Raw genomic sequence first — 19166 nt, 5'->3', positions numbered from 1 at the left:
CCGGGCGGTCCGCCGGCGGCGCTGATCGGCCGCCGGGAGGTGACCCGCGTGGCCTCCCGCCACGGCGTGATCCCGCACGTCGCGCCGCTCGGTGAGGGGCGGCCGCGACGCGCCCGCGTTAGCGCTTACCTGCCGGTAACCCCTAGGCTCCGGACCGACCGTAGATCGGCTGACAGAGGGGGATCCGTGGCCCGTACCGTGCTGGTGACCGGCGGCAACCGGGGGATCGGACTGGCCATCGCGCAGGCCTTCGCCAAGCAGGGCGACCGGGTGGCGGTGACGCACCGCAGCGGGGACGCGCCCGAGGGGCTGTTCGGGGTACGCGCCGACGTCACCGACTCCGCCTCCGTCGACGCCGCGTTCACGGCGGTCGAGGCCGAGCTGGGCCCGGTCGAGGTGCTCGTGGCCAACGCCGGCGTCACCGACGACACCCTGCTGATGCGGATGACCGAGGAGCAGTTCGTCCGGGTGCTGGACACCAACCTCACCGGCGCGTTCCGCTGCGCCAAGCGGGCGTCGTCGAAGATGCTCCGGGCGAGGTGGGGCCGCATGATCTTCATCTCCTCGGTGGTCGGCCTCTACGGCAGCCCCGGCCAGGTCAACTACGCGGCCAGCAAGGCGGGCCTGGTGGGCGTGGCCCGCTCGATCACCCGCGAGCTGGGCAGCCGCAACATCACCGCCAACGTGGTGGCGCCGGGGTTCGTCGAGACCGACATGACCGCCGCGCTGCCCGAGGCCCGCAGGGCCGACTACCAGAAGAACATCCCGGCCGGCCGGTTCGCGGCCCCCGAGGAGATCGCCGGGGCGGTCACCTGGCTCGCCTCGGACGCGGCGGGCTACATCTCCGGCGCCGTGATCCCGGTCGACGGCGGCCTGGGCATGGGCCACTGACCACCTCGTACGCACCGACCCGACGGAGGAACTCCCACCATGTCCGGACTGCTGGCCGGTAAGCGGCTGCTGGTCACCGGCGTCATCACCGACGCCTCGATCGCCTTCTCGGTGGCGAAGCTCGCCCAGGAGAACGGCGCGCAGGTCGTGCTCACCGGCTATGGCCGGCTCTCCCTCGTCGAGCGGATCGCCAAGCGGCTGCCCGAGCCGGCCCCGGTCATCGAGCTGGACGTCAGCAACGCCGAGCACCTCGCCGGGCTGGCCGACAAGGTCCGGGAGCACGTCGACGGCCTCGACGGGGTGGTCCACTCGATCGGGTTCGCGCCGCAGAGCTGCCTCGGCGGCGGCTTCCTCGACGCCCCCTGGGAGGACGTGGCCACGGCATTGCACGTCTCGACGTACTCGTACAAGTCCCTGGCGATGGCGGCGCTGCCGCTGATGTCGGCGGGCGGTGCGGTGGTCGGGCTGACCTTCGACGCGACCAAGGCGTGGCCGGTGTACGACTGGATGGGCGTGGCCAAGGCCGGGCTGGAGTCGGCGTCCCGCTACCTCGCCCTGCACCTGGGCAAGCGGGGCATCCGCAGCAACCTGGTCGCCGCCGGCCCGCTGCGCACCATCGCCGCGAAGTCGATCCCCGGCTTCGAGCAGTTCGAGGACGCCTGGGCCGAGCACGCCCCGCTGGGCTGGAACCTCACCGACCAGGAGCCGGCCGCGCGCGCCTGCCTGGCGCTGCTGTCGGACTGGTTCCCGGCGACCACGGGCGAGATCGTCCACGTCGACGGCGGCTACCACGCCATCGGCGCCTGACCGGTAGGAAAGGGCCCCCGCCGGCCCGGCCAGGCCGGCGGGGAAGAATGGGCTCATGGCGTACGACGCGTTGGTGCTGGTCTCCTTCGGCGGCCCCGAGCGGCCCGAGGACGTGCTGCCCTTCCTGCAGAACGTGACCCGGGGGCGGGGCGTGCCGCCGGAGCGGCTGGCGGAGGTCGCCGAGCACTACCAGCACTTCGGCGGGGTCTCCCCGATCAACCAGCAGTGCCGGGACCTGCTCGCCGCGATCCGCGCCGACTTCGCCGCCCACGGCGTCGACCTGCCCGTCTACTGGGGCAACCGCAACTGGCACCCGATGCTCGCCGACACCGTGGCGCAGCTGCGCGACGACGGGGTCCGCACCGCCCTCGCCTTCGTGACCAGCGCGTACGGCGGGTACTCCTCCTGCCGCCAGTACCAGGAGGACATCGCGCGGGCCCGCGCCGCGGTCGGCCCCGACGCCCCGGTGATCGACAAGCTCCGTCAGTTCTGGGACCATCCGGGCTTCGTCGAGCCGCACGCGGACGCGGTACGGGCGGCGCTGGCCCAGCTCGACCCGGCCCGGCGGGCCACCACCCGGCTGGTGTTCACCGCCCACTCGATCCCCACCTCGATGGCCGCGAACGCCGGACCGCACGGCAACCGGTACCCGGCCCAGCTCGCCGAGACGGCCCGGCTGGTGCGCGCCGCCGCCGCGCCCGACCTGCCGTACGACCTGGTGTGGCAGAGCCGCTCCGGCCCGCCGCACGTGCCGTGGCTGGAGCCGGACGTCAACGACCACCTCGCCGCCCTCGCCGAGGCGGGCACCACGAGCGTGGTGGTCAGCCCGATCGGGTTCGTCTCCGACCATCTGGAGGTGGTCTGGGACCTCGACACCGAGGCGCTGGAGACCGCCAAGCGGGTCGGGCTGGACTTCGTCCGGGCCGCCACCCCGGGCACCGACCCGCGCTTCGTGGCCATGGTGCGCGAACTGGTCGCCGAGCGCACCGAGCCGGGCGGGGAGCGGCGGCGTCGCCGCCTCGGCGAGCTGCCGCTGTGGGACACCTGCCCCGCGGTGTGCTGCGTGCCGGCCCGTCGCCCCTGACCCATCCCGCCCCCGACACCCCTTGGGACGACAGATGCTTGAGCGCAAGCCGGTGCAGAGCTGGCTGACGGACATGGACGGCGTGCTGGTGCACGAGGGCCAGCCGGTGCCGGGCGCACCGGAGTTCGTCAACAGGCTGCGATCCTCCGGCAAGCCGTTCCTGGTGCTCACCAACAACTCCATCTACACGCCGCGCGACCTGCAGGCCCGGCTCACCCGGATGGGCTTCGAACTGCCCGAGCACGCGATCTGGACGTCGGCGCTGGCCACCGCCCAGTTCCTGGCCGACCAGCGGCCGGGCGGCACCGCGTACGTGATCGGGGAGGCCGGGCTGACCACGGCGCTGCACGCGGTCGGCTACGTGCTCACCGACTACGCGCCCGACTACGTGGTGCTCGGGGAGACCCGCACGTACAGCTTCGAGGCGATCACCAAGGCCGTCCGGCTGATCGACGCCGGGGCCCGGTTCATCTGCACCAACCCCGACGCCACCGGCCCGTCGGTGGAGGGGGCGCTGCCGGCCGCCGGCTCGGTCGCGGCGATGATCTCCAAGGCGACCGGCGTGGAGCCGTACTTCGTGGGCAAGCCCAACCCGATGATGATGCGGTCGGCGTTGAACACCATCGAGGCGCACTCCGAGACGACCGCGATGATCGGCGACCGGATGGACACCGACGTCCTCTGCGGCCTGGAGGCCGGCCTGGAGACGATCCTGGTGCTGACGGGCATCAGCACCCGGGCGGAGGCCGAGCGGTACCCGTACCGGCCGTCCCGGATCGTCAACTCCGTCGCCGACCTGATGGACGAGATCTGACCCGGCCGGCCGGCGGTCAGGGGCGCAGCGGGGCGTTGCAGGCGGCCACGAGGGCCTGCCGGCAGGCGGTGGTCAGCGGCCGCAGCGCCGCGTCGCGCTGTTGGGCCTCGTAGTTGTTGATCGCCCCGCCGGGCGCGCTGTGCCCGGCCAGTGCCAGCACCCGGTCGAGCACGGCCGCGCGGGCGAACAGCCGCCGCGCCCGCGGGTCGAAGCCCGGGGGCAGGTCGGTGGCGCCGTCGGGGCGGCGCAGCGCGGCCAGCGCGCCGGCCAGCTCCGGCCGCCACTGGGCGACGTCGAGCCGGGTCAGCGCCGCGGTGGTCTCGGCGAGCGCGGCGGCCAGCTCGGCCTCCGCCTCGGCGGCGCCGGGCCAGGCCGCGGACGCGGCCGGCGCGTCGGCGGGCAGCGGGTAGACCCGCCAGAGCACGGTCTCCCAGGTCATCCCGGAGCCGGAGGTGTGGGTGCGGACCTCCGGGATCAGCCCGAGGCCCCCGGCGACGACCGCCTCGCCGGCGAGCAGCGCCGCACCGGTGAAGTCGCCCGGACCGGGCAGCCCCCGCGGGTCGCCGGGCGCGGGCAGCACCAGGCGGATCTCGTCCGGGGACAGCTTCGCCAGGACGGGCAGCGCGTCCCGCAGCGGGACGTCGGTCCAGGTGCCGGGAGCGTCCGCGACGAGGTGCTCCTCGTCGCCGGCGATCTCCTCGGCGACCTCGTCGTACGGCACGAGCCCGGCGCGCCACGCGCGCACCCAGGCAACGAACCGGCTCGACCGGCGCGGCGCGAGCGTCATCGCGCCCGTTGCGGGGGAGGACATGCAAGAGAGGGTACGTCGTTCCCGCCGCCCGTGTCTCGACTGCCGACCGCGCGGCGACCCCTGCCCCGACCTGCCCCCTATGGGGCGGTGACGACCGACCCGTGCCTTTCGTCGCGCGTGATCGACACCTCCGGCGCGGCTGCCGCGCGGGGGAGCGCGGCCGGCGTTAGCGTGACGGCATGCGGCGGTACGGCGAGGACGTGTTGACGGGGGACTGGCGGCGGCGGAGGGTGACCCCGGAGGTGGACGCCGAGCCGGACCTCGTGGTCGAGGACGCCGACTCCGGCTTCTGCGGCGCGGTCGTCGGGTTCGAGTCCGGCGCGGTGGTGCTGGAGGACCGGCACGGCCGGCGGCGCAACTTCCCGATGCTGCCCGCGGCGTTCCTGCTCGACGGCCAGCCGGTGACGCTGCGCCGGCCCGCCCCGGCGAAGGTGCCGGCGGCCCGCCGGCGTACGGCGTCCGGCTCGATCGCCGTGGACGGCGTGCGGGCGCAGGTGGCGAAGGCCAGCCGGATCTGGGTCGAGGGGGTGCACGACGCCGCCCTGGTCGAGCGGATCTGGGGCGACGACCTGCGGATCGAGGGCGTGGTGGTGGAGCCGCTGGACGGCATCGACGACCTGGAGGCGCGGGTGCGGGACTTCGGCCCCGGGCCGGGCCGCCGGCTGGGCGTGCTGGTCGACCACCTGGTGCCCGGCTCGAAGGAGAGCCGGATCGTCGCGCGGGTCACCTCCCCGTACGTGCTGGTCACCGGGCACCCGTACGTCGACGTGTGGCAGGCCGTCCGGCCGGCCGCGCTCGGCATCGCGGCGTGGCCGGTGGTGCCGCCGGGGCGGCCGTGGAAGGAGGGCGTGTGTGCGGCCCTCGGGGTGGCCGAGCCGGCCGACATGTGGCGGCGCATCCTGTCCCGGGTGGCCACCTTCGCCGACGTGGAGACGCCGCTGATCAACTCGATGGAGCGCCTGATCGACTTCGTCACCGAACCGGAGCGCTGACCGCCCCGGTCAGGGCTCCTCGTCCGGGGTGCGGGTGAAGACGAAGGTGGCGATGTCGAGGGCCACCGCGCGGCCCGCCTCGTCGCGGAGCACCGTGAGGATCTCGCCGTCCTGCGCGCCGGAGCGCCCCCGCCACCGGTCCGGACCCTCGGGGACGAACCGCAGCGCCGGGTTGCCGACCGGCCCGCCCCGCAGCTCGCCGGCTGTCGCGTCGGCGCGGAACTCGAACTCCTTGCCCATCCACCACCAGCGGCCCGTCAGCTCGGCCAGCTCGGCCGGGGGCGGGGCGGCGGCGGGGCGCCACGGGGTCACCGGGGCCGGCGCGGCGTCCAGCACGGTCGTCAGCAGCTGCTGGCCGAGGGCGCCGAGGCTGCCGACCCGCAGCCCGTACGAGTTGGCGAAGCCGACCACCGACGTGCGGGTGGGCCGGTGCACGGCCAGGCACGCGACGTAGCCGGGCATCGAGCCGCCGTGGCCGGCGTACACCCGGTCGCCGCAGCGGTAGAGCTCCACGCCGAGGCCGTGCCCGCCGGTCCACGACTCCAGGTCGCTGATGACGACGGGGGCGCACATCTCGGTGAGCGTCTCCGGGGCGAGCAGGGCCGGGTCCGGGTCGGCCAGGAAGGCCGCCCAGCGGCCGAGGTCCTCGATCGTCGACCAGAGCTGCCCGGCCGGTGCCATCGCCCCGGTGTCGGTGCGTGGCTCCTCCCGCAGCGTGTCGTGCCACGGGTGCACCACGTACCCCCGGGCGAACGGCTCGCTGGCCTGGTAGGTGGTGCGGCCCATGCCCAGCGGCTCCAGCAGGCGCTGCCGGAGCAGGTCGAGCCAGGGCGTCCCGGTGACCGCCTCCAGCAGCCCGCCCAGCAGCCCGTACGCGAGGTTGGAGTAGTGGTAGACGTGGTGCGGCGGGTACGCGATCTTCTGCCCGCTCACCCCGGCCAGCACCGTGGCCAGGTCGCCGACCTCCGACCGCTCCCACCACCGGCCGTCCGGCTCCCGCTGCAGCCCACCGGCGTGGCCGAGGAGCTGGCGCACGGTGAGCGCGCCGACCCCGGTGCCGGGCAGGTGCTTCTCGAGCGGGTCGTCGAGGGCCAGGGCGCCGGCGTCGCGCTGCTGCATCACCAGCACGGCGGTCATGGTCTTGGTGATCGAGCCGAGCCGGTACTGCAGGCCGGCGTCCGGGCGCGGGTGCTCCCCGGCGGCGGCCAGGTGTGCCAGCCGCCCGTCGCGGACCACCCCGAGCACGAGCGAGGGCGTACGGCCGGCGGCCTGCGCCTCGGCGACGAGGGCGTCGACCTGTCGGACGGTCTCGGGCGGTAGCGACACGGGGCTCCTCCACTGCTCGGCGCGGGCGTCGCCGGCACTGCTCGGCACGGTCGCCGCCGAGCTTACTGATCTTCGCGGTCGGGCCGCACGTGCATCCGCGTGTCACGATCGGGGGGTGGACGCGGTGTTCTGGGTCGTGCTGGGTGTGCTGCTGGCGGTCGCCGAGATCTTCACGACGACGCTGTTCCTGCTCATGTTCGCCGTCGGCGCGTTCGCCGCGGCCGGGGCGGCGGCCCTGGGCGCGCCGACCGCCGTGCAGGCGCTGGTGTTCGCGGCGGTCTCCGCGCTCACCGTGGCGGTGGTCCGGCCGGCGATCCGGCGGCACGCCCGACCGGCGCTCGACAGCGGCGAGCAGCCGTTCGGGGTGGCGGCGATCGAGGGCGCCACCGCGCTGGTGCTGGAGCCGGTCGACGCCGACCGCGGCCTGGTCAAGATCGACGGTGAGTTGTGGAGCGCCCGTTCGTACGACGCGACGCAGAGCTTCACGCCCGGCCAGCGGGTGCAGGTGATCAAGGTCCAGGGCGCGACGGCCCTGGTGTGGCAGGACGACGTTTCTACCCCGGGCGAACTGCCGGGAACGAGAGAGTGACAACTGTTGGCGTGTCGGTGATCTTTAGCAACAGATGGTGATGTATGGTTTCGTCGTGAACTTGAAGGAATGGGCGGCGGCGACGGGCGTTTCATACGTGACCGCGCGGCGGCAGTACGCGGCCGGCGCGCTGCCCGTTCCCACGTACCGGCTCGGCCGTCTCATCATGGTCGGTGAACCGCTGACCGGCGCGGCACCCGGCGCCGGGAAGACCGTGGTGTACGCCTGCGTCTCGTCTGCCGAGCAGAAGTCGGACCTGGACCGGCAGGTCGCCCGGGTTGCGGTCTGGGCCACTGGCCGGCACCTGGCCGTGGATCAGGTCGTGACTGAGGTGGGGTCAGCGTTGGACGGGCAGCGGAAGAAGTTCCTCGCGCTGCTGCGTGACCCTGCCGTGACGACGATCGTGGTCGAGCATCGAGACCGGTTTGCCCGCTTCGGCGCCGAGTACGTCGAAGCCGCGCTGGCTGCGCAGGGCCGCCGGCTGCTGGTTGCCGACCCGGCTGAGGTCGACGACGATCTCGTGCGCGATGTGACCGAGATCCTGACCTCGTTGTGCGCGCGCCTGTACGGGCGGCGTGCCGCTGACGACCGTGCGCGCCGCGCCGTTGAAGCCGTCGTCACCGGGGACAACCCGACGTGAAGACGATCCAGGCGTACCGGTTCGCCCTCGACCTCACCCCGGGACAGGAATGGGCGGTGTACGCGCACGCCGGGGCCGCCCGCGTCGCCCACAACTGGGCGCTCGCCCGGGTGAAAGCGGTCCTGGACCAACGGGCCGCGGAACGCACCTACGGCGTCTCGGACGACCAGCTCACCCCGGCGGTGTCGTGGTCGCTGCCCGCTCTGCGCAAGGCGTGGAACGCGGCCAAGCCTGAGGTCGCGCCATGGTGGGGCGAGGTGTCCAAGGAGGCGTTCAACACCGGCCTGGACGCCCTCGCCCGCGGGTTGAAGAACTGGGCTGACTCCCGCAAAGGCAAGCGGGCCGGTCGGCCGGTCGGGTTCCCCCGGTTCAAGTCCCGCCGCCGCACCACACCGTCCGTGCGGTTCACCACCGGAGCGATCCGTGTAGAGCCGGACCGCAAGCACATTGTGCTGCCCCGGCTGGGCCGGTTGAAGCTGCACGAGTCTGCCCGCAAGCTCGCCCGCCGTCTCGAAGCGGGCACGGCACGGATCATGTCCGCGGCCGTGCGGCGTGACGGCGGCAGGTGGCACGTCTCGTTCACCGTCGAGGTCGAACGCGCCGAGCGGACACCGGACCGGCCAGGCAGTGTGATTGGTATCGACGTCGGCATCAAGCACCTCGCGGTGCTGTCCACCGGCGAACTCGTGCCGAACCCGCGCCACTTGGCCACCGCGCAGGACCGGCTTCGGCGGCTGGGCCGGGCGCTGTCCCGCAAGTCCGGCCCGGACCGTAGGACCGGACGGCGGCCGTCGAAACGCTGGCAGCGCGCCGCGTACGCGGGCAGGTGGCCACGAAGCGTGAACCCGGCACGACACCAGTCGGTCAGACCGGGACCGTCCCACCGCAAGGCGGGACTACCAACCGTGTGCTCGCTAGAGCGCACTGAAAGGTAACGGTGAACGGTATGGAGTTTGTGACGGTGCTGTTGGTCGCCGTGGCGGTGGTCGCCGTGGTGACCCTGATCAAGGCGGTGCGGATCGTGCCGCAACAGCGCCAGGACGTCGTGGAACGCCTCGGGCGGTACAAGCGCACCCTGAACCCGGGGTTGAACCTGCTGGTCCCGTTCATCGACGCGGTCCGCACCAAGGTCGACATGCGGGAGCAGGTCGTCAGCTTCCCGCCGCAGCCCGTGATCACCTCCGACAACCTGGTCGTCTCGATCGACACGGTGCTCTACTTCAAGGTCGTCGACTCGGTCCGCGCGACGTACGAGATCTCGAATTTCCTCCAGGCGATCGAGCAGCTCACCGTCACCACGCTGCGTAACGTGATCGGCTCGCTGGACCTGGAGCGGGCCCTGACCAGCCGGGAGGAGATCAACCGGCACCTGTCCGGCGTGCTGGACGAGACGACCGGCCGGTGGGGCATCAAGGTCACCCGGGTGGAGATCAAGGCGATCGAGCCGCCGCCGAGCATCCGCGACTCGATGGAGAAGCAGATGCGCGCCGAGCGGGACCGCCGGGCGGCGATCCTCAACGCCGAGGGCCTGAAGCAGTCGCAGATCCTCACCGCGGAGGGCGAGAAGCAGGCGGCGGTGCTGCGCGCCGACGGTGACCGGCAGGCCCGCATCCTGCAGGCCGAGGGCCAGGCCAAGGCGATCCGGACGGTGTTCGACGCGATCCACCAGGCCAACCCGAGCCAGAAGGTGCTCGCCTACCAGTACCTGCAGGCGCTGCCGCAGATCGCCAACGGCACCGCGAACAAGGTCTGGATCGTCCCGGCCGAGCTGACCAAGGCCCTGGAGGGGATGGGCGGCGCGTTGGGCGGGCTGGCCGGCATGGTCGGCGACGTGCCGTCGCCGGAGGCCGCCAGGGACGCCGGCGAGGTGGAGCGCGAGGCCGCCGAGGCGGCGCGGGCGGCGGCGACCGCCGCCCAGGAGATCCACGACGAGGTACGCGTCGCCGAGGCGCAGGCCACCGGCGGCAAGGCCCCGCAGGGGCTGCCGGCGCCCGAGCCGGTGTCTACGGCGAGCCTGCTGACCGATCCGGCCGACCAGCGCGAACGGGGCTGACAGCGGGCCGGGCCCAGGGGCCGGGCGGGAATACGAGAAATCCTCATGCGGCGCTCCGGTGCCTGACACGATCGGTCCCGAGGGACGGGTGGTGACCAGGCGCCGGGGCGCCGCGGCGCGCCCCGGCCCCGCCGAGAGAGCGTAGCGAGGTGACGCATGGACAAGGATCAGGCGAACAAGATCTTCTCCAGGGCGCCCGTGCCCGGCGCGCACGACCCGGCCGCGCCGCTGGGCACCCGGCGTACCGGGGGCGGCTTCGGGGTGCTGCCGTTCATCGTCGAGCCGACGCCGCCCGGCCCGGCGACCAACGCCACCTGGGCCTGGTCGCTGCGCCGCCTCGGCCGCGCGGCGGTCTGGCTGCTGCCCGCGTACGCGCTGCTCTACGGGCTGGTGGCGATGGCCAGCGACGGCGGGGTGGGCAACGACCCGTACCCGGCCGACGGCGGGCAGGCGTACCTGGTCGGCTGGGTCGCCGCCGTCTGGCTCGGCCTGCTCGCCCTGCTGGCCCTGACCGGCCTGCTCGCCGCCACCCGCAGCCGCCGGTCGGCCGTGGCCGGACTGCTGGTCAGCATCGCCGGGACCGTGCTCATGCTGCCCTTCGCCGGGCTGGCCGAGCAGGCCCCGGTGTTCGGCACCACGGCCCGGACGCTCGTCCTGGCCGGCGCCACCTGCTACACCCTGGGCTGGTTCCTGACCGGCTGGGCGGTGGCGCGCTCCGGCACGTTCAGCATCGCCGACGGCGGCATGCTGATGGTCGCCGCCCCGCTGCTCGGTATCGGCGGTGCCCTGATCGGCTCGTTGCAGACGTTCGGGGCGATCTTCGTGCTGATCGCCGGGATCGGCATCGGCTACCGATCCGGCCGGCTGCTGCCCGCCGCGATCGCCCGGGACGCGGCCAGCGCCAGCGTCGCCACCGTCGCCCCGGCCGGCGGCGCGACACCGACACCGGGCGGCCCGCCCGCCGCCGCCTGACCCACCCCACCCCACCCCACCCCACCCGCTCCGCGCCCCGTCGGGCGCTCCCAAGATCCGGACAAGTTCGCGGGAAGTGTTGCTTCGGCGCGTCGGCAGGCCACAGTTTCCGGGAAACTGCGCGGATCTTGGCGCACGCGACGCGGCGTACCCCGGGGGATGGCAGAGGGAGCGTCCCGTTGGGGGCGGGGTGGGCGGGTTCGGCAGAGAGAATGCTGGCAGGCCGCGGTGAATTGGCTGACAATCGCCCGCCGGGCTGGTCGGATCGCGGCTTTCGTGGCAATCCTTGGGGCCATGCCGCCTCCCCGGTCGCCGCTGTCGCGGCTGTTCACCGTGCTGCTCGCCGGACTGCTCGCCGGCCTCGTCCTCGCGGTCGCCGCGCTGCCGGGCAACCTGCTGCTGGGCTGGGCCGCGAAGTCGGCCATCGGGGCGTACGCGGCGCTGCCCGCGGCGCTGCGCACCCCGGCGACCCCGCAGCGGTCGTACCTCTACGCCAGCGACGGCAAGACGCTCATCACCACGTTCTACGACGTCAACCGCACCGACGTGCCGCTGGCCGAGATCGCCCCGGTGATGCGCCAGGCCATCGTGGCCGCCGAGGACCGGCGGTTCTACGACCACGGCGGCGCCGACCTGCGCGGCCTGGCCCGCGCCCTGGTCGCCAACGTCACCGGCGGCGGCACCGAGCAGGGCGGCTCGACGCTGACGATGCAGTACGTCCGCAACGTGCTCAAGACCGACCCGAGCCGCACCACCGAGGAGCGGCAGGCCGCCACCGAGCAGACCGTCGGGCGCAAGCTCCAGGAGATCCGGTACGCCACGGCGCTGGAGCAGCGGCTCAGCAAGGACGAGATCCTCAACCGCTACCTCAACATCGCGTACTTCGGCTCCGGCGCGTACGGGATCGCGGCGGCCAGCCAGCGTTACTTCGGCAAGGCCCCGGCGGACCTGACCCTCGCCGAGGCGGCCCTGCTCGCCGGGCTCGTGCAGTCCCCGGACGCGTACAGCCCGATCGGCGGGAACGCCGACGCGGCGCTGGCCCGGCGCGCGTACGTACTCGACTCGATGGTCGCCACCGGCGCGATCACCGCGCAGCAGGCCGCGGCGGCCCGGGCCGAGAAGCTCGGCCTGCACCCCACCTCGCAGCCCAACGGCTGCACCGCAACGGCCGACGGCCACGACGACTGGGGCTTCTTCTGCGACTACCTGCGCCAGTGGTGGCTGACCCAGCCCGCCTTCGGGGCGACCGCCGAGGAGCGCGAGCAGGCGCTGCGCCGGGGCGGCTACACCGTGGTCACCTCGCTGGACCCGAAGATCCAGGCCACCGCGCAGAAGCAGGCCACCGCCGTCTACGGGTACGACGACAAGCGCGCCCTGCCGATCGCCGCCGTGCAGCCGGGCACCGGCCGGGTGCTGGCCATGGCCGTCAACCGGCACTACAGCCTCGACGCGAACCCGGACGGGCAGGCCAACCGCCCCAACACCGTCAACCCGCTGATCTCCGGCGGCGGCAGCGTCGACGGCTACCAGGCCGGCTCCACGTTCAAGCTGTTCACGATGCTCGCCGCCCTGGAGTCCGGCCGGCAGTTGGCCACCGGCTTCGACGCGCCCAGCCGGCTGCCCACCCGGTACCCGGCCGAGGGCGAGGGCAGTTGCGGCGGTAAGTGGTGCCCCGCGAACGCCAACCCGGAGTGGATGGACGGCTACCGCACCATGTGGGACGGCTTCGGTCGCTCCGTGAACACCTACTTCGTCTGGCTGGCCGAGCAGGTCGGCCAGGACAGGGTGGTCGAGATGGCGCAACGCCTGGGCATCCGGTTCCGGGCCGACGCCGACGCCGCCTTCGCCCGCGACGACGCGGCCAACTGGGGATCGTTCACCCTCGGGGTCGCCGCCACCACCCCGCTCGACCTGGCCAACGCGTACGCGACGGTGGCCGCCGAGGGGACGTACTGCGCGCCGCTGCCGGTGGTCTCGGTGACCGCCGCGAACGGCGAGAAGGTGCCGGTCGGCGAGCCGTCCTGCAAGAAGGTGCTCGACACCGACGTGGCCCGGGCGGCGACCGACGCGGCACGCTGCCCGGTGGGCCAGCAGACGACGTACGGCCAGTGCAACGGCGGGACCGCGACCGCGGTGGACCGGATCGTCGGCCGCCCGGTGGCCGGCAAGACCGGCAGCTCGGAGAAGAACGCCACCGAGACGTTCGTCGGCTTCACCCCGCAGGTGGCCGTCGCCGGCATCGCCGCCAACCCGGACGACCCGGGCGACTTCGTCGGCTCGGCCGTGCAGGCCCGCGTCATCGACGCCGTGGCCCGGGTGATCAGCACGGCGGTGTCCGGCCAGCCGGTGCGCGACTTCACCCCGCCCAGCAGGGAACGGGCCGGCGAGGTGCACCGCCCGGTCGAGCCGACCGCGCCGCCGCAGCAGCAGTCGGACCGGCGTGGCGTCGCGCCCGACCTGCTCCGCTGGCTGCAGGGCCGGCGCGGCTGACCGGCACGCGCCTTCGACGGCCGGTCCGTGCTGCTGCGCTACGAGCGGAGCCGCTGAGTCGTGGTCGGGCGGCGGTCCGGCAGAATCGTCGGGTGCCCGTCCACGAGATCACCGACCCCGACGACGACCGGATCGCCGACTACCGCGCCCTGACCGACGTGGAGTTGCGCACCCGGTGGGAGCCACCGCACGGCCTGTTCATCGCCGAGGGGGAGCTGGTGCTGCGCCGGGCGCTGCGGGCCGGATACCCGGCCCGGTCGTTCCTCGTCGACGCGAAGCGGGTCGACCAGCTCGCCGACCTCGACACCGGCGACACCCCGGTGTACGCGGCCAGCCCGGACGTGCTCCAGCGGGCCACCGGATTCCACGTGCACCGGGGAGTGCTCGCCTCGTTCCGGCGCAAGCCGCTGCCCGACCCGGCCGACGTGCTCGCCGCCGCCCGGCGCGTGGTCATCCTGGAGGACGTCAACAACCACACCAACCTCGGCGCGATCTACCGGGGGGCGGCGGCGCTCGGCATAGACGCCGTTCTGCTCTCACCCACCTGCGCCGATCCCCTGTACCGGCGGAGCGTCCGGGTCAGCATGGGGGAGGTCTTCGCGGTCCCGTACGCCAAGTTCGAGCGGTGGCCGGCGGGCCTGGACCAGGTCCGGGAGGCAGGTTTCACCGTGCTCGCCATGACGCCGGCTCCGGACGCCGTACCGATCCAGCGGCTCACCCCCGCCCAGCGCGAGCGGGCGGCGCTGCTGTTGGGCGCCGAGGGCCCCGGCCTCACCGTGGCTGCCCAGGCAGCCAGCGACGTTCGGACGGTCATCCCGATGCGGCGCGGAGTGGATTCGTTGAACGTCGCCGCCGCCGCGGCGGTGGCGTTCTGGGAACTGGGCCGCGACGACCCGTTGTAGCGAGGTGAGCCGCCGGTTCGGGGCGATCACCGGTGGGGTGTCGCCGGTGATCGCCCGTCGAACGTCGGCTCGCCCACCCCCGGCGGCTGGTCGCTAGTGCGGTGTCCACAAACGTTTGCCGGGTTCGTCGGCGGTGGAAATTGTCGTACTGGTGGTGTTGGCTTCGGTTCGTGCCTCGTCGTCGGGATCCGGATGCGCCGCGGGTGGTGCATCGCACCGCTCGTGTCGCGTTGCGGGTGACGGCGGGGCAGCGGCGGCGGTGTTTCGGCCTGCTGCGGTCGGCCGGTGACGTATGGGCGTGCGTGCTGGAGGTCAACGCGTGGCGGCGGCACCGCCACGACGCCCCGCTGGCGGGCTATCAGGAGTTGTGTCGGGAATTGTCGGCCTCGGGTGCGGGGACTTTCGCGGAGTTGGACTCGACGGGTGCGCGGTCGGTGTTGCGGCGGTTTTCGGATGCGTGGTTCGCGGCGGCGAAACAACGCAAGGCCGGTGACGCGTCGGCGCGGTTTCCGAGGCGGCGGCGGGGGTTGGTGCCGGTGCGCTGGTACCACGGCACGTTCACCCTCGACGGCCACCGCGTGCGTATCCCCACCGCGAGAGGCACCACCGCGTTGTGGGTGCGGCTGGCGCGTCAGGTGCCGTATCCGGTGGAGCAGGTCCGCTCGATCACCCTGCTGTGCGAGGGCGGCCGGTTGTTCCTCGACGTCACCGCCGAGGTCCCGGTCGCGGTGTACCCGCCCGGTGAGGGGCCGGACCCTGCCAGGGTCGCGGGCGTGGACATCGGCATCATCCACCCGTACGCCGTCGCTGGCCCTGGCGGGCAGGCGCTGCTGGTGTCCGGGCGGGCGATCCGCGCCGAGCATCGCATGCACCTGGCCGACACCAAAGCCCGCCACCGTGCCGTCGCCCGCCGGGCACCGAAACCCGGTCAGCGGGGGTCACGGCGGTGGCGCCGATACCGGGCCCGCGCCCGGGCGGTGGAGGGCCGGCACCGGCGGCGGGTGCGCCAGGCCCAGCACGAGGCCGCCCGCGCCGTCGTCGGGTGGGCTGTCGAGCAGCGGGTCGGGGTGCTGCACGTCGGTGACCCCCGCGGTGTGCTGGACCTGCCGGCCGGGCGGCGGCACAACCTGCGGCTACGGCAGTGGCAGATCGGCCGACTGTTGCAGATCCTGACCGACAAGGCCACCCTCGCCGGCATCACCGTCCACCTGGTCGACGAACGCGGCACGTCCTCGACCTGCCCCACCTGCCGCCAGCGGATACCGAAGCCGCGTGGGCGGACCCTGACCTGCCCGCACTGCCAGTTCACCGGCCACCGCGACCTCGTCGCAGCGGCCAGCATCGCCACCCGTATCCCGGGCGGCGGACGCACCACCCCCACAGCCATCGTGCTGCCCGGGATGGTCACGCACCGTCGAGCCGGCCGGCACCTCCCCGGCGCTGGCCGGTCCCGACGTGACCCCCGCCGCCCACCCGGCGGCGTGCGGGTCAAGATGGCCCGCTGTGGCCCGCCCCACCGACCAGTGGGGAGTCGCTCGCCCAACAAGCGAGGATCCACAACACCCCGCCGGAGACCCGGTGAACGTCAGTGGACACAGCACTAGGACGCCTGGCGGATGGGCATGTCGGCCAGCCAGACGTCGGCCAGGTCGCTGAGGGGGACGTCGAGGGCCTGGCTGAGGCCGACCACGGTGCCGAACGCCGGTGCGGGAAGACGGCCCGCCTCGATCTTGCGCAGCGTCTCGGGGGAGATGCCGGCTGCAAGGGCCACCTCGACGAGGCTGCGGCCGGCCCGCGCGGCCCGGAGGGCGGCTCCGAGGCGCTGGCCCGCTGCGATCTGTTCGGCGGTCAGTGGTTGGCGAACCATGCGAGCAGGATATCCCCCGGGAGGGGCTCCGACCTGACGTGGTATAAAAATACCGCACAGGGAGAGGGAGGCTGTCGTGATCGAGCTCAAGTCCGCCGAGGAGATCGGCCGGATGGCGGTGGCCGGACAGTTCGTCGGCGAGCTGCTCGCCGAGCTGAGCGGTGTCGCCGCGGTCGGCGTCAACCTGATGGACCTCGAACACCACGCCCGCCGCCGGATCAGGGAACGCGGCGCCGAATCCTGCTACTGGGACTACGCCCCCTCGTTCGGCCGCGGCCCGTTCCGCAACGTGCTGTGCCTGTCGGTCAACGACGCGGTGCTGCACGGCCTGCCGCACGACTATGTGTTGCGGGACGGTGACCTGCTCAGCATCGACATGGCGGTCGGCATCGACGGCTGGGTCGCCGACTCGGCGCTCTCCGTCGTCGTCGGCACCCCCGACCCGGCCGACCTGAAGCTGATCGAGGCCACCGAGGTCGCGCTGGAGGCCGGCATCGCCGCCGCCCAGCCCGGCGGCCGCCTCGGCGACATCTCCGCCGCGATCGGCGAGGTCGCCCACTCCTACGGCTACGGCGTCAACGCCGAGTTCGGCGGCCACGGCATCGGCCGCACCATGCACGAGGCCCCACACGTCTCCAACAACGGCCGCGCCCGCCGCGGCATGAGACTCCACCCCGGCCTCACCATCGCCATCGAGCCCTGGTTCTGCCGCTCCACCGACAAAATCAGGTTCGACAACGACGGCTGGACGATCCGCTCCGCCGACGGCTCCCGCACCGCCCACTCCGAACACACAGTCGCCGTCACGGCTTCCGGCCCCCAGGTCCTGACCCGCCGCCCCAGTCACGGCGCCACCTCGGTCGACCCCACCAGAAAACCCGCCACAGCCTCCTGACCCCCCGCCTTCGGGCGTGACCCGGGGCGTTCCCGGGGATGCGGCGGTATGGAGTTGGCCACGAACCTGGGCGCGACCTTCCGGGCACGCCGAGTGGCGATGCGGGATCGACATCACCGACGGTAGCGTGTCGCCCGTGTTCCCTACCGTCCGTGAGGTGCTCGCGCTCGACCCGGTGCGGCACGGCGCGCCCCGCCTCGTCGCGGGAGAGACCGGCCTGGACCGGCCGGTGCGCTGGGTGCACGTCGCCGAGGTGCCGGACATCGCCACCCTGCTGCGCGGGGGCGAGCTGGTGCTGACCACCGGCATCGGGCTGCCGGCCGACGACGCGGGGCTGCGCGAGTTCATCGGCGCGCTGGCCGACGTCGGGGTCTCCGGCCTGGTCGTGGAGCTGGGCCGCCGGTACGTCAGCGCGGTGCCGCGGGTGATGGCCGCCGCCGAGCGGCGCGGGCTGCCCCTCGTCGAGCTGCGGCGGGCCACCCCGTTCGTCCCGATCACGGAGGCCGTGCACGCGCTGATCGTGGACGCCCAACTCACCGAGCTGCGGGCGACCGAGGAGATCCACCAGCGCTTCACCGAGCTGTCGGTCGAGGGCGCCGGGCCGGCCGAGGTGGTCTCGCAGGCCGCCGAGCTGGCCGGCTGCCCCGTGGTGCTGGAGAACCTGTCCCGGCAGGTCCTCGCGTATGACCCGGCGGGGGAGAACGCCGAGCTGCTGCTGGACGGCTGGGAGCAGCACTCGCGGCGGATCAGCCCGGCCGGGCGGACCGCGTACGACCCGGACAGCGGGTGGCTGGTGACGACCGTGGGGGCCCGCGGGCAGGACTGGGGACGGCTGCTGCTGCGCTGGCCGGCCGGCGGCGAGCTGACCACCTGCGGGCGGCTGTCGCCAGGCCCCGACGAGGACGCGGCGCCAGGCCCCGACGAGGACGCGGCGCCGGGCCCCGAAGACGACGCCGCGCCGGGCCCCGCCGAGGTGGTGACCCGCCCCGCCGCCCCGCCGACCCGGCTGACGATCCTCGTCGAGCGGGCCGCCTCCACCCTCGCGCTGGGCCGGCTGATCCGCCGGGACGCCGAGGGGCTGGAGCGGCAGATCCACCGGACCCTGCTCACCGCCCTGCTGGATCACTCCCGGCCGGTGGACGAGGTGGCCCTGCGGGCGCGCGCGCTCGGCGTGGTGCTGGAACGGCGGCACCTGGTCGGCGTGGTGGTGCGGCACCGGGGCGAGGAGCCGGCCGGGGAGAACGGCGGCGCGGGCGAGCCCGGCCCGGCCGACCCGGAGGCCGGGCCCGCCCGGCTGCGGGACCTCTCCGAGGCGGTCGGGCAGGCCCTGCGCGAGGCGAAGCTGACCGGGCTGAGCAGCGCCGTCGACGACCAGGCCGTCGGCGTCCTGCTCGCCCTGCCCGACGCGGCGGCCGAGGAGCGGGCCCTGACCGCGTTCGCCGCCGCGCTGCGCCGCGCCCGGCTGGAGGCCGGGCCGAGCCGGGCACCGGAGGCCGCCCCGGCCCGCCTGGCGGGCGTCGGTGCGGGCGGCGGGGCCGACCGCCCGGGCGGCGCGCCGCGGGCCGGCGGCTGCGGGCTGATCGTCGCCGCCGGGTCGGGGTGGGCAGCCTGCGCGAGGCACGCCGCTCACTCGTCGAGGCGCGGCAGATCGCCGACGCGGCCCGGCGGGACCGGCGGGACCTGCCGATCTTCCGGCTGCCGCACGTCGGGCTGGCCGGACTGCTGCACCTGCTGCGGGAGGAGCCGCGCCTGCAGACGTTCGTCGAGCGGGAGCTGGGCGCGCTGCTGGCGTACGACGCCCGGCACCCGCGCGAGCAGCTGCTCGGCACGCTGCGGGCGTACCTGGACCAGGGCCGGAACAAGTCGGCGGGGGCCGCCGCGGCGCACCTGTCCCGGCCCGCCTTCTACGAGCGGCTGGCCCGCATCGCCCGCGTCCTCGACGTGGACCTCGACTCGGTGGAGGCGTGCCTGTCCCTGCACGTGGCCCTGCTGGCGCTCGACGCCATCCGCTCCCCGTGACACCCGTTCCGGCG

The 19166-nt window shown here is 74.0% G+C and carries 17 protein-coding genes and 1 pseudogene; 15 read left to right on the top strand and 3 right to left on the bottom strand.

The annotated features are described in order from the left end of the window. Nucleotides 1–186: 186 nt before the first annotated feature. Genes fabG through JD77_RS02045 form a run of 4 tightly spaced genes read left to right on the top strand, consistent with a single transcriptional unit; the run spans nt 187 to nt 3596 of the window. Nucleotides 187–891 carry a beta-ketoacyl-ACP reductase gene (gene fabG, locus JD77_RS02060; protein WP_145772784.1) on the top strand — a complete coding sequence of 235 codons (705 nt, stop codon included), beginning with the start codon at nt 187–189 and terminating at the stop codon, nt 889–891. Nucleotides 892–930: 39 nt separating this feature from the next. Next, a complete protein-coding gene (gene fabI / locus JD77_RS02055) occupies nt 931–1698 on the top strand; it encodes an enoyl-ACP reductase FabI (RefSeq protein WP_145772783.1) in 768 nt (255 codons plus the stop codon). 55 nt (nt 1699–1753) lie between these two features. Beyond that, nucleotides 1754–2782, top strand: a complete 1029-nt coding sequence (locus JD77_RS02050) for a ferrochelatase (RefSeq protein WP_145772782.1) — start codon at nt 1754–1756, stop codon at nt 2780–2782. A gap of 34 nt (nt 2783–2816) precedes the next feature. Continuing rightward, the gene (locus JD77_RS02045) at nt 2817–3596 is read left to right on the top strand and encodes an HAD-IIA family hydrolase (protein WP_145772781.1); all 780 of its coding nucleotides are present in this window, start codon (nt 2817–2819) and stop codon (nt 3594–3596) included. A 16-nt stretch (nt 3597–3612) separates the two neighbouring features. Here the strand turns inward: JD77_RS02045 and JD77_RS02040 are convergent, their stop codons facing one another. Continuing rightward, complete coding sequence (locus JD77_RS02040; RefSeq protein WP_145772780.1) at nt 3613–4407, bottom strand: hypothetical protein; 795 nt, start codon at nt 4405–4407, stop codon at nt 3613–3615. Between the two features lie 179 nt (nt 4408–4586). Between JD77_RS02040 and JD77_RS02035 the strand changes: the two genes are divergently transcribed. Beyond that, complete coding sequence (locus JD77_RS02035; RefSeq protein WP_145772779.1) at nt 4587–5399, top strand: DUF3097 domain-containing protein; 813 nt, start codon at nt 4587–4589, stop codon at nt 5397–5399. 9 nt (nt 5400–5408) lie between these two features. Here JD77_RS02035 and JD77_RS02030 read toward each other — a convergent pair whose 3' ends face one another. Further along, the gene (locus JD77_RS02030) at nt 5409–6725 is read right to left on the bottom strand and encodes a serine hydrolase domain-containing protein (RefSeq protein ID WP_145772778.1); all 1317 of its coding nucleotides are present in this window, start codon (nt 6723–6725) and stop codon (nt 5409–5411) included. 115 nt (nt 6726–6840) lie between these two features. Here JD77_RS02030 and JD77_RS02025 point away from each other — a divergent pair, with 115 nt between their 5' ends. The 8 genes from JD77_RS02025 to JD77_RS01990 all read left to right on the top strand — a co-directional run bounded on the left by JD77_RS02025 (nt 6841) and on the right by JD77_RS01990 (nt 15975). Further along, nucleotides 6841–7314, top strand: a complete 474-nt coding sequence (locus tag JD77_RS02025) for an NfeD family protein (protein ID WP_145772777.1) — start codon at nt 6841–6843, stop codon at nt 7312–7314. A 55-nt stretch (nt 7315–7369) separates the two neighbouring features. Then, the gene (locus JD77_RS02020; protein WP_145777375.1) at nt 7370–7954 is read left to right on the top strand and encodes an IS607 family transposase; all 585 of its coding nucleotides are present in this window, start codon (nt 7370–7372) and stop codon (nt 7952–7954) included. Next, entirely contained in the window at nt 7951–8889 is a 939-nt protein-coding gene (tnpB, locus tag JD77_RS02015) for an IS607 family element RNA-guided endonuclease TnpB (RefSeq protein WP_145772776.1), read from the top strand. The genes JD77_RS02020 and tnpB overlap by 4 nt, the downstream gene beginning before the upstream one ends. Before the next feature lie 11 nt (nt 8890–8900). Then, nucleotides 8901–10007: an SPFH domain-containing protein gene (locus tag JD77_RS02010; protein WP_145772775.1), complete on the top strand. Its 1107-nt coding sequence runs from the start codon at nt 8901–8903 to the stop codon at nt 10005–10007. 156 nt (nt 10008–10163) lie between these two features. After that, entirely contained in the window at nt 10164–10979 is an 816-nt protein-coding gene (locus tag JD77_RS02005) for a hypothetical protein (RefSeq protein ID WP_145772774.1), read from the top strand. Nucleotides 10980–11207: 228 nt separating this feature from the next. After that, nucleotides 11208–13469 (top strand): transglycosylase domain-containing protein, encoded by a 2262-nt coding sequence (locus JD77_RS02000; protein ID WP_145772773.1) that lies wholly within the window; start codon nt 11208–11210, stop codon nt 13467–13469. A 53-nt stretch (nt 13470–13522) separates the two neighbouring features. Beyond that, nucleotides 13523–14371, top strand: a complete 849-nt coding sequence (locus tag JD77_RS01995) for a TrmH family RNA methyltransferase (RefSeq protein WP_246141189.1) — start codon at nt 13523–13525, stop codon at nt 14369–14371. Nucleotides 14372–14574: 203 nt separating this feature from the next. Further along, nucleotides 14575–15975: an RNA-guided endonuclease InsQ/TnpB family protein gene (locus JD77_RS01990; protein WP_145772771.1), complete on the top strand. Its 1401-nt coding sequence runs from the start codon at nt 14575–14577 to the stop codon at nt 15973–15975. Here the strand turns inward: JD77_RS01990 and JD77_RS01985 are convergent. After that, complete coding sequence (locus tag JD77_RS01985; protein ID WP_145772770.1) at nt 15972–16238, bottom strand: helix-turn-helix domain-containing protein; 267 nt, start codon at nt 16236–16238, stop codon at nt 15972–15974. The genes JD77_RS01990 and JD77_RS01985 overlap by 4 nt on opposite strands. Nucleotides 16239–16314: 76 nt before the next feature. Between JD77_RS01985 and map the strand changes: the two genes are divergently transcribed. Continuing rightward, the gene (gene map, locus JD77_RS01980) at nt 16315–17133 is read left to right on the top strand and encodes a type I methionyl aminopeptidase (RefSeq protein WP_145772769.1); all 819 of its coding nucleotides are present in this window, start codon (nt 16315–16317) and stop codon (nt 17131–17133) included. Between the two features lie 136 nt (nt 17134–17269). Next, nucleotides 17270–19152 (top strand): annotated as a pseudogene (locus tag JD77_RS35850) (PucR family transcriptional regulator). Nucleotides 19153–19166: the final 14 nt, after the last annotated feature.

This window comes from Micromonospora olivasterospora (genome assembly GCF_007830265.1).
Classification (GTDB): domain Bacteria; phylum Actinomycetota; class Actinomycetes; order Mycobacteriales; family Micromonosporaceae; genus Micromonospora; species Micromonospora olivasterospora.
The sequence above is the reverse complement of the archived record's forward strand: the minus strand, read 5'-3'. Positions and strand labels throughout refer to the sequence as shown.

Excerpts from the sequence above, each read along its gene's own strand:
- JD77_RS02045 (WP_145772781.1), top strand. The coding sequence starts at position 2,817 with ATGCTTGAGCGCAAGCCGGTGCAGAGCTGGCTGACGGACATGGACGGC.
- JD77_RS02050 (WP_145772782.1), top strand. The coding sequence starts at position 1,754 with ATGGCGTACGACGCGTTGGTGCTGGTCTCCTTCGGCGGCCCCGAGCGG.
- JD77_RS02005 (WP_145772774.1), top strand. The coding sequence starts at position 10,164 with ATGGACAAGGATCAGGCGAACAAGATCTTCTCCAGGGCGCCCGTGCCC.
- JD77_RS02035 (WP_145772779.1), top strand. The coding sequence starts at position 4,587 with ATGCGGCGGTACGGCGAGGACGTGTTGACGGGGGACTGGCGGCGGCGG.
- JD77_RS02010 (WP_145772775.1), top strand. The coding sequence starts at position 8,901 with ATGGAGTTTGTGACGGTGCTGTTGGTCGCCGTGGCGGTGGTCGCCGTG.
- JD77_RS02040 (WP_145772780.1), bottom strand. The coding sequence starts at position 4,407 with ATGTCCTCCCCCGCAACGGGCGCGATGACGCTCGCGCCGCGCCGGTCG.
- fabI (WP_145772783.1), top strand. The coding sequence starts at position 931 with ATGTCCGGACTGCTGGCCGGTAAGCGGCTGCTGGTCACCGGCGTCATC.
- JD77_RS01985 (WP_145772770.1), bottom strand. The coding sequence starts at position 16,238 with ATGGTTCGCCAACCACTGACCGCCGAACAGATCGCAGCGGGCCAGCGC.